The organism is Streptomyces sp. NPDC004542, assembly GCF_040610035.1.
GTDB lineage: Bacteria > Actinomycetota > Actinomycetes > Streptomycetales > Streptomycetaceae > Streptomyces.
On the sequence record NZ_JBEXLP010000056.1, the window covers coordinates 38,536 to 48,746 of the forward strand.

Sequence of the window (10,211 nt, forward strand, 5' to 3'; positions counted from 1 at the left end):
CGGGCCGGGTAGTTTGTGCGCACCGACAGGACTTTCAGGAAGGTTGGGCCGTGGCTGCTGATCTGTCGCAGATCGTGAAGGCGTACGACGTACGCGGTGTGGTCCCGGAGCAGTGGGACGAGCCGCTGGCCGAGCTCTTCGGCGTCGCCTTCGCCCAGGTGACCGGCGCGACAGCGATCGTCGTGGGCCACGACATGCGGCCGTCCTCGCCCGCCCTGTCCCGCGCCTTCGGACGCGGCGCGGCGGCACGCGGCGTCGACGTCACCGAGATCGGCCTGTGCTCCACGGACCAGCTGTACTACGCCTCGGGCGCGCTGAACCTGCCGGGCGCGATGTTCACGGCCTCGCACAACCCGGCCCGGTACAACGGCATCAAGATGTGCCGCGCGGGCGCCGCCCCGGTCGGTCAGGACACCGGCCTGGCCCAGATCCGCGAACTGACCGAACGGTGGCTGGAATCCGGCGCCCCCGAGCCGGTCGCCACCCCGGGAACCCTCACCTCGCGCGACACGTTGCAGGACTACGCCGCGTACCTCCGCTCGCTCGTCGACCTGACCTCCGTCCGCCCCCTGAAGGTCGTCGTCGACGCGGGCAACGGCATGGGCGGGCACACGGTCCCCACCGTGTTCGCCGGCCTTCACCTGACCCTCGTCCCGATGTACTTCGAGCTGGACGGCACCTTCCCCCACCACGAGGCGAACCCGCTCGACCCCGCCAACCTGGTGGACCTTCAAAGGCGGGTCCGCGAGGAGGGTGCCGACCTCGGCCTCGCCTTCGACGGCGACGCCGACCGCTGCTTCGTGATCGACGAGAACGGCGACCCGGTGTCCCCGTCGGCGATCACCGCCCTGGTGGCCGCGCGCGAACTCGCCAGGAACGGCGGCGCGGGCGCGGTCATCCACAACCTGATCACGTCCTGGTCGGTCCCGGAAGTGGTGCGTGAGAACGGCGGCACGCCCGTGCGCACCCGCGTCGGCCACTCCTTCATCAAGGCCGAGATGGCCAGGACGGGCGCCATCTTCGGCGGCGAGCACTCCGCCCACTACTACTTCAAGGACTTCTGGAACGCCGACACCGGCATGCTGGCGGCCCTGCACGTCCTCGCGGCCCTCGGCGGCCAGGACGGCCCGCTGTCCGCTCTCGTCGCCCAGTACGACCGCTACGCCGGCTCCGGCGAGATCAACTCCACCGTCGAGGACCAGCAGGCCCGACTCGCCGCGATCCGCGCCGCGTACGAGGACCGCGAGGACGTGACCCTGGACGAACTCGACGGCCTCACCGTCTCCGCCGCCGACTGGTGGTTCAACGTCCGCCCCTCCAACACGGAGCCACTGCTGCGCCTGAACGCGGAGGCGCGGGACGAGGCGGTCATGGCGAAGGTCAGGGACGAGGCGCTGGCCATCATCCGCGGCTGACGAGCCGCCTTCCCGCCGGCCGAAATCCGGTGGCGGACGGGCACGGCCGCGAGTCCGCCACCCCACGGTCACCGGCGGTACGCTGACCAGGCACATCCGCACAGGCACCATCGCCCCCGAAGGGAACCCCCCATGCCGCTCGAAGCCGGCCTCCTGGAGATCCTCGCCTGCCCGGCCTGCCACGCCCCCCTCGAGGAGCAGGACGCCGAGCTGATCTGCACCGGTCAGGACTGCGGCCTGGCGTACCCCGTCCGCGACGGCATCCCGGTTCTCCTCATCGACGAGGCCCGCCGCCCCGCCTAGGCACGAGGCGTCTTCCACATCCTCAACAACAGGACCCCGGTGACCGGAGGCTGCCCCATGCTCGACGAAACGCTGCTCGACTCCCCGGAGGGGCTCGCCGACGCCGACCACCGGGGTCTCCTGCGCGGGGCCGCGGAAGCCGGCGCCCGTGTCCGCACCGCCGCCCGGCACTCCGCCGAGGCGGGCGTCCCCGACCTCAAGCCGGACGGGCGCCCCCGCTCCGTGCTGATCGCCGGCCCGGGCGCCGCCGCCACCCACGCCTCCGACCTCCTCGGCACGCTCGCCGGTGCCGGCAGCCCCGTCACGCGGCTGGCCCCCATCGGCGTCGCCCCGGCGGCCGGTGCCCTGCGCTGGGAACTGCCCGGCTGGGCAGGCTCCGTCGACCTGCTGCTGATCGCCACGCCGGACGGCACCGAACCGAGCCTGTCCCTGCTCGCCGAACAGGCCTACCGCCGCGGCTGCACCGTCGCCGCCGTCGCCCCCGCCCGCACCCCGCTCGCCGAAGCCGTCGCCGGTGCGCACGGACTGTTCGTACCGATGGCCACCGCCCCCTACGACCAGGACGAGCCCCTCGCCGCGTCCTCACCCGGTGTCCTGTGGGCGCTGCTGACCCCGCTGCTCGCGCTCCTCGACCGCATCGGCCTGCTCACCGCCCCGCCCGATGCCCTGGAGAGGGTCGCCGACCGCCTCGACCAGGTCGCCGAACGCTGCGGTCCGGCCATCGCGACCTACAGCAACCCCGCCAAGACCCTCGCCGCCGAACTCGCCGACGCGCTCCCCGTGATCTGGACCGAAGGCACCTCGGCAGGACCCGCGGGCCGCCGCTTCGCCGCCGCGCTCGCCGAACTGGCCGGCCGCCCCGCCCTGGTCGCCGAACTCCCCGAGGCGCTCGCCGCGCACAACGCCCTGCTGGCCGGCCCGCTCGCCGCCAGCGCCGACCCCGAGGACTTCTTCCGGGACCGCGTCGAGGAACCGCCCGCGCTGCACGCGCGCGTGGTGCTGCTCCGCGACCGCCCGATCGGCGGCCTCACCGCCGCCCCCGCCGCCCGTGACCTGGCCCTCAGCCACGACACCCCGATCAGCGAACTGGAGCCGGAAGAGGGCGCCGAACTGGAGACGCTCGCGGAACTGATCGCCGTCACGGATTTCGCCGCTGTTTACCTGGCGCTCGCTTCGGGGGCCTGATCTTGCCTCACCGGGCCACCTGACCCGCGCCCCGGCGCCGGCACCGGCCGGGCCGCGTACGTACGGAGACAGAGAAACGACATGGATCGCCTCGACAACACCATCCGCCCCTACGCCTGGGGTTCCACCACGGCCATCCCCGAACTGCTCGGCGTCAAGCCGACCGGTGAGCCGCAGGCGGAGATGTGGATGGGCGCCCACCCGGGCGCCCCCTCGCGCACCGGACGCGGCACGCTCGTCGAGGTCATCCAGAGCGACCCGGAACGCGAGCTGGGCGCGAAGACCGTCGCGAAGTTCGGCCCCCGCCTGCCGTTCCTCCTCAAGATCCTCGCCGCGGGCGCCCCGCTCTCCCTCCAGGTGCACCCCGACCTGGCGCAGGCCAAGGAGGGGTTCGCGGACGAGGAGCGCCGCGGCGTCCCGATCGACGCCCCGCACCGCAACTACAAGGACGCCAACCACAAGCCCGAACTGATCTGCGCGCTGACCGAGTTCGACGGCCTGTGCGGATTCCGCGACCCCGTCGAGGCCGCCGGCCTCCTCGACGGACTCGGCGTCGACTCCCTCAAGCCGTACGTCGACCTCCTGCACGCCCACCCCGAGGACGCGGCCCTGCGCGAGGTCCTCACCGGCGTCCTGACCGCCGACCCCGAGGAGATGGCCCGGACCGTCACCGCCGCCACGGCCGCCTGCACCCGCCTCGGCGGCGCCTACGCGCCCTACGCCGGCCTCGCCCACCACTACCCGGGCGACCCCGGTGTGATCGCCGCCATGCTGCTCAACCACGTACGCCTGCAGCCCGGCGAGGCCCTCTTCCTCGGCGCCGGCATCCCGCACGCCTACCTCAGCGGTCTCGGCGTCGAGATCATGGCCAACTCCGACAACGTCCTGCGCTGCGGCCTGACTCCCAAGCACGTCGACGTCCCCGAACTCCTGCGCATCGTGCGCTTCGAGCCGCGCGATCCCGGCGTGCTGCGCCCCGAGGCCGCCCCGGACGGCGAGGAGGTCTACGAGACGCCGATCGACGAGTTCCGGCTGTCCCGGTATGTGCTCCCGGCGGGCGGCACCGGCCACGACCTCACTCTCCCGACCCCGCAGGTACTGCTGTGCACGGCGGGATCCGTACAGGCGGGGGAGTACGGACTGACCCCGGGCGGGTCCGTGTTCGTCCCGGCGGGCGAGCGGGCCGAGGTGTCCGGCGAGGGCACCGTTTTCCGCGCCACCGTGATGGTCTGACCGCGCCTGTGGATACCTGACGCGCCGCTGCCGCACGGGGCTGCAAGAATGACCCACCGGCAAAGGACGGGCAAAGGCGACGGGCGCCAGGCCTGGACGGCTTACGTACGAAGGCGAAGGGAAAACGCGGACACATGAGCGCGTCAGGCGGGACCAGGGCGATCGTGGCGGCACTCGGGGCCAACCTCGCGATCGCGGCATCGAAGTTCGTGGCGTTCGCGTTCAGCGGCTCGTCGTCGATGCTCGCCGAGGGCGTCCACTCGCTCGCCGACTCCGGGAACCAGTTCCTGCTGCTGATCGGCGGCAAGAAGGCCCAGCGCGAGGCGACCCCGCAGCATCCCTTCGGCTTCGGCCGCGAGCGCTACATCTACGCCTTCCTCGTCTCCATCGTCCTCTTCTCCGTCGGTGGCATGTTCGCCGTCTACGAGGGCTTCGAGAAGATCAGCCACCCGCACGAGATCGAGCACTGGTACTGGCCGGTGGGCGTCCTGGTCTTCGCCGTCATCGCCGAGGGCTTCTCCTTCCGCACGGCCATCAAGGAGTCGAACGAGCTGCGCGGCAAGCTCTCCTGGTCGCAGTTCATCCGCCGCGCCAAGGCGCCGGAGCTGCCGGTCGTGCTGCTGGAGGACTTCGGCGCGCTGATCGGTCTCGTCCTCGCCCTCGGCGGCGTCGGCCTGGCCCTGCTCACCGGCGACGGCGTGTGGGACGGCATCGGCACCGTCTGCATCGGTGTCCTCCTCGTCCTCATCGCCCTCGTCCTGGCCGCCGAGACCAAGTCCCTCCTGCTCGGCGAGGCCGCCGGCCTCGAGGAGATCAAGAAGATCGAGGCCGCGACCGTCGACGGTGACACGGTCACCGGCATCATCCACATGCGCACGCTCCACCTCGGGCCCGAGGAACTGCTGATCGCCGCCAAGATCGCCGTCCAGCACGACGACACCGCGGCCGAGGTCGCCAAGGCCATCGACGCGGCCGAGGCCCGCATCCGCGCGGCCGTCCCCATAGCCCGTGTGATCTACCTCGAGCCGGACATCTACAGCGAGGCCGAGGCGGCCAAGGGCCCGGACCCGCAGGCGACCCCGGGCGGACCGGCGCCGCAGAGCGCCGGTCACTGACGGGGCGGGGGCGTCGGCAACGGGCCGTGACCACCGATCGCCTTCTCCTCACCCCACGTGATCGGCGTGATCTCTTCGGGTGTGGACTGGGGGCCGCGGGGTCCTCCGGTGTAGCTTGGGACGGAGCCAGACGTCGCTGCTGATGGCGGTCGGGCGGTCCACCAGCGGACCGACCGAGGGAGAGAGGGCCTCCGACGGACTGCGCTGCGCGCACGTGGGCATGCCTGTGTCCTCTTTTTCGTATCGGGCACCCGTGTGTCCGCCGCCGCGCAGACCAGCCGTACCCACCTCGACCCAACCCCCGAGGAGCAGCTCGCAATGACGACTGTCGAGAACCGACAGGACTTCAAGGTCGCCGACCTCTCGCTCGCCGAGTTCGGCCGCAAGGAGATCACCCTCGCCGAGCACGAGATGCCGGGCCTGATGGCGATCCGCGCGGAGTACGCCGAGGCACAGCCCCTCGCCGGCGCCCGCGTCACCGGTTCGCTGCACATGACCGTGCAGACCGCCGTGCTCATCGAGACCCTGGTCGCCCTCGGCGCCCGGGTCCGCTGGGCCTCCTGCAACATCTTCTCCACGCAGGACCACGCCGCCGCCGCCATCGCCGTCGGCCCGGACGGCACGCCCGACAACCCCCAGGGCATCCCGGTCTTCGCCTGGAAGGGCGAGACCCTCGAGGAGTACTGGTGGTGCACGGAGCAGGCGCTGACCTGGCCGGACTCGCCCACCGGTGGCCCGAACATGATCCTGGACGACGGCGGTGACGCCACCCTCCTCGTCCACAAGGGCGTCGAGTACGAGAAGGACGGCAAGGTCCCCTCGGTCGACACCGCCGAGAGCGACGAACACCGCGTCATCCTCGAACTCCTGCACCGCACGATCAGCGACGGCTCGCAGAAGTGGACCCAGCTCGCCTCGGAGATCCGCGGGGTGACCGAGGAGACCACGACCGGCGTGCACCGTCTGTACGAGATGCAGCGCGACGGAGTCCTGCTCTTCCCGGCGATCAACGTCAACGACGCCGTCACCAAGTCGAAGTTCGACAACAAGTACGGCTGCCGCCACTCCCTGGTCGACGGCATCAACCGGGCCACCGATGTCCTGATCGGCGGTAAGACCGCCGTCGTGTGCGGCTACGGCGACGTCGGCAAGGGCTGCGCCGAGTCCCTGCGCGGGCAGGGCGCCCGGGTGATCGTCACGGAGATCGACCCGATCTGCGCGCTGCAGGCCGCGATGGACGGCTACCAGGTCACCACGCTGGACGAGGTGATCGACAAGGCCGACATCTTCATCACCACGACCGGCAACAAGGACATCATCATGGCCGCCGACATGGCCAAGATGAAGCACCAGGCCATCGTGGGGAACATCGGCCACTTCGACAACGAGATCGACATGGCCGGCCTCGCCAAGGTGCCGGGCATCGTCAAGGACGAGGTCAAGCCGCAGGTCCACACCTGGACCTTCCCGGACGGCAAGAAGATCATCGTGCTGTCCGAGGGCCGTCTGCTGAACCTGGGCAACGCCACCGGCCACCCGTCGTTCGTGATGTCCAACTCCTTCGCGGACCAGACGCTGGCCCAGATCGAGCTGTTCACCAAGCCGGCCGAGTACCCGATCGGCGTGTACACGCTGCCCAAGCACCTCGACGAGAAGGTGGCCCGCCTCCACCTCGACGCGCTCGGCGTGAAGCTCACCACGCTGCGCCCCGAACAGGCCGCCTACATCGGTGTGGAGGTCGAGGGTCCCTACAAGTCGGACCACTACCGCTACTGAGCCGCGCCCCTGACGCGTCTCGCGCAGGTCCGCAGGTCCTCCGAGGCAGGCCCCCGCACCCCCGTGCCGGGGGCCTGCCCCTTTGGCCGGCCGACGCAGCCCGGCCGGACCCTCAGCCCGTCAAGATCCAGGACCCCCATGCCCCGCGGCCGCTATTCGCTCCATGATCCGCACGATCACACCCCCTTCGCGGAAGAGCACTTCCAATGCGCCCCCGGCCCGTCCGGCTGGCGCTACGTCTCCCGGCTGACCACTCCCTCGGGCGACCACGCCGGCTCCGTCGACCTCACCCTCGACGAACTCGGCCGTCCCATCCGACTCGAACTGCACGCGGGGAACTGGCAGGTGCGCGGCGCCGCCCTCGACGGCGTCACCTGGGTCCGCACCGACCCCACCGGTACGCATGCCACCGAAGGCAATGTGCGCGCCCACGCCTTCACCGGCACGTCCCCCGCGTTCCTGATCGCCACCGCCCGTCTCCTGCGCCTCACCCCTTCCGCCACCGCGACCCGCGTACGCCTCCTGGCCTTCACGGATCCGGTCCTCGCCCCGCGTACCGTGGACCAGTCCTGGGCCTTGGTGGAAAGAGAAGCACACGCCACTGACAACGGCCCCCTGACCGTGGAGGAATACCAGGTCACAGCCCTGGATACGGGCGAACGGCACACCGTGCACCTCGCCGGGGACGTGGTCCTCGCCGCACCCGGCATCGAGCTGGAGGACCTCGAGTCGCCGCCGTCGGCCCTCGACTGAGCCGGGCCGGTGCCGGTTACGCCGGCGGCACGAAGCCAGTGGCCGGCTGCTCGCCCGGGCGCCCGGCGGGGGGCCGGGGGCCGGCCTCGGCACGAGGAGGCTGGGGCGGCGGGGCAGGCGGAGCGTAACCGCCGGACATACCCACCGGGGGAACGGGCGCACCCCGGACGCCCGGCACACCGTTCCCGACCGGACCACCGCCGAAGGCCCGCCGGGCCTCGCGGGTCTGCCGCTCGTGCAGCAGGGCCGCCAGATACGCGGCAGGCGGTACGCCCTCCGGCGCCGGAGCCCCCGTACGAGCCACGAGGTCGGTCGCGAGCCGCTCCGCCATGGCCCAGCCGACCTGCGGATCCAGCTGCTGCATCCGCGTCAGGTACTGACGGACGGCGAGCCACAGACCATCGGGAACCGCGGACAGGTCGAGCCCCGCGAAACGCCCGGCCAGCCAGGGAGGCGGCGGAGGAACGAAGTGACCCCGCGCGACCGGCACCCGCTCCCGCACCACCAGCGTCCCCGCGAAGACATCCCCGAGCCGCCGCCCCCGTGCCGACACCAGCGAGGCGATACAGGCGACGACACCGAAGGTCATCAGGATCTCGACCACCCCGACCGCACCTCGTACCAGCGCGTGCCGGAACCGGATCGGCCCGCCGTCGTCCCGCACCACCCGCAGCCCGCACGCCAGCTTCCCCAGCGAACGCCCATGGCTGAGCGTCTCCACCGCGATCGGCCCGCCCACGAGCACCAGCAGGAAACTGGCGATGGACAGCGCGATCTGCGCCGCCTCGTCCAGCGACGACGCGGCCGCCACCAGTGCCGTGAACACGACGACATAGACGATCACCGCTACGACCAGGTCGAGCAGCACCGCCAGCGCCCTGCTGGGCAACCTCGCGGGACGCAACTCGAGCGCCACCGCCTCGCCCGTCACCAGCTCACTCACGCCCGCCGCCCTTCCCTGCTCTGACCGGAGGACCGCAAGTCTGCCAAGCTGTGGGCGCATCGCGCCCCAGTACGACAAGCTGACAGTGGCGGCGGGCGGTGGTTTCGAGAGCGACCGGCCGCCAACCGCAGGCAGACGACCAGCCGAGGAGCAGACAGACCCGATGGACCTCGACGTCTTCGTCGCCGCCCACCGAGCCGAGTGGGACCGCCTCGACGCGCTGCTCCGCCGTCAGCGCCGCCTCACCGGCGCGGAAGCCGACGAACTCGTCGCCCTCTACCAGCGCACCGCCACGCACCTGTCCCTGATCCAGTCCAGCGCCCCCGACCCCCAGCTCACCGGCCGGCTCAGTCAACTCGTCGCCCGCGCGCGCAGTGCCGTGACCGGCACCCGCCGTGCCTCCTGGCGTGATGTGACGCGGTTCCTGGGACAGGGATTCCCCGCGGCGGTCTACCGCTCGCGCCACTGGTGGGTGCCCACCGCCCTGGTCTCCACCGCGGTCGGGGTCCTCCTGGGCTGGTGGATCGGCACGCACCCCGAGGTGCAGTCGTCCATCGCCGCGCCCAGCCAGCTGCGGGAGCTCACCCGCCCCGGCGGTGAGTACGAGACGTACTACTCCAGCCATCCCGCCGCCTCCTTCGCCGCCCAGGTGTGGACGAACAACGCCCAGGCGGCCGCGATGTGCCTGGTACTCGGTGTCTTCCTCGGCCTGCCGGTGCTCTGGATCCTCTTCGAGAACATGCTCAACCTGGGCGTCGGCTTCGGTCTGATGTCCTCCGCCGGTCGGCTCGACACCTTCCTCGGTCTCGTCCTCCCCCACGGCCTGCTGGAGCTCACCGCGGTCTTCGTCGCGGCCGGCACGGGGCTGCGCCTCGGCTGGACCGTCATCGATCCCGGTCCCCGCAGCCGCCGCGCCGCACTCGCGGAAGAGGGCCGCGCCGCCGTGGGCATGGCGATCGGCCTCGCCCTCGTCCTGTTCGTCTCCGGTGCCATCGAAGGTTTCGTGACCCCGTCCGGTCTGCCCACCTGGGCGCGCATAGCCACCGGCATCGTCGCCGAGCTGGCCTTCCTCACGTACGTCTGGGTCCTCGGTGGCCGGGCCGCCCGTGCCGGTGAAACGGGTGATGTCGAGGCAGCCGAACGCAGCGCCAGCGTGCCGACCGCCGCCTGATGTGCGGATGCGCCCCTTGAGCTGCTAGTCTCCTCCTCGCCCCGCGAAAGCTGTTGACACGGCTGGAGGGGGGAGGTAGATTCTATGAGTTGCCTAGAGCTGGACATGTCCGGCGGCGACAGCTAGAATCTATCTGCTTCCTGAGGAACTCGGTTCCACGGAAGTCTCTCCCGATGAATCAGAAATGAGTGGCTGGTCAGACCGGCCAAAGACTTCTGATAAAGTCGGAACCGCCGGAAAGGGAAACGCGAGAGCGGAAACCTGGAAAGCACCGAGGAAATCGGGTCGAGAAAAGATCTGATAGAGTCGGAAACGCA

Annotated in this window: 9 protein-coding genes; 8 read left to right on the forward strand and 1 reads right to left on the reverse strand. The window is 71.2% G+C overall.

Translation table 11 applies throughout. The annotated features are described in order from the left end of the window. Positions 1-50: 50 nt before the first annotated feature. The 7 genes from ABZX30_RS25990 to ABZX30_RS26020 all read left to right on the forward strand — a co-directional run bounded on the left by ABZX30_RS25990 (position 51) and on the right by ABZX30_RS26020 (position 7,780). Entirely contained in the window at positions 51-1,415 is a 1,365-nt protein-coding gene (locus tag ABZX30_RS25990) for a phosphomannomutase/phosphoglucomutase (protein WP_355937515.1), read from the forward strand. A gap of 132 nt (positions 1,416-1,547) precedes the next feature. Continuing rightward, positions 1,548-1,718 (forward strand): Trm112 family protein, encoded by a 171-nt coding sequence (locus ABZX30_RS25995; RefSeq protein ID WP_355937517.1) that lies wholly within the window; start codon positions 1,548-1,550, stop codon positions 1,716-1,718. Between the two features lie 57 nt (positions 1,719-1,775). After that, positions 1,776-2,903: an SIS domain-containing protein gene (locus ABZX30_RS26000; protein ID WP_355937518.1), complete on the forward strand. Its 1,128-nt coding sequence runs from the start codon at positions 1,776-1,778 to the stop codon at positions 2,901-2,903. An 81-nt stretch (positions 2,904-2,984) separates the two neighbouring features. Beyond that, entirely contained in the window at positions 2,985-4,136 is a 1,152-nt protein-coding gene (gene manA, locus ABZX30_RS26005) for a mannose-6-phosphate isomerase, class I (RefSeq protein WP_355937520.1), read from the forward strand. Positions 4,137-4,270: 134 nt separating this feature from the next. Next, complete coding sequence (locus ABZX30_RS26010; protein WP_355937522.1) at positions 4,271-5,251, forward strand: cation diffusion facilitator family transporter; 981 nt, start codon at positions 4,271-4,273, stop codon at positions 5,249-5,251. A gap of 318 nt (positions 5,252-5,569) precedes the next feature. Continuing rightward, complete coding sequence (gene ahcY, locus ABZX30_RS26015) at positions 5,570-7,027, forward strand: adenosylhomocysteinase (RefSeq protein ID WP_355937524.1); 1,458 nt, start codon at positions 5,570-5,572, stop codon at positions 7,025-7,027. Between the two features lie 138 nt (positions 7,028-7,165). Then, positions 7,166-7,780, forward strand: a complete 615-nt coding sequence (locus ABZX30_RS26020; RefSeq protein WP_355937526.1) for a hypothetical protein — start codon at positions 7,166-7,168, stop codon at positions 7,778-7,780. Positions 7,781-7,796: 16 nt separating this feature from the next. Here the strand turns inward: ABZX30_RS26020 and ABZX30_RS26025 are convergent, their stop codons facing one another. Continuing rightward, the gene (locus ABZX30_RS26025) at positions 7,797-8,723 is read right to left on the reverse strand and encodes an RDD family protein (protein ID WP_355937528.1); all 927 of its coding nucleotides are present in this window, start codon (positions 8,721-8,723) and stop codon (positions 7,797-7,799) included. A gap of 163 nt (positions 8,724-8,886) precedes the next feature. On the opposite strand from ABZX30_RS26025, the gene ABZX30_RS26030 reads away from it, so the two are divergent. Beyond that, entirely contained in the window at positions 8,887-9,894 is a 1,008-nt protein-coding gene (locus ABZX30_RS26030) for a stage II sporulation protein M (protein ID WP_355937529.1), read from the forward strand. Positions 9,895-10,211 lie beyond the last annotated feature (317 nt).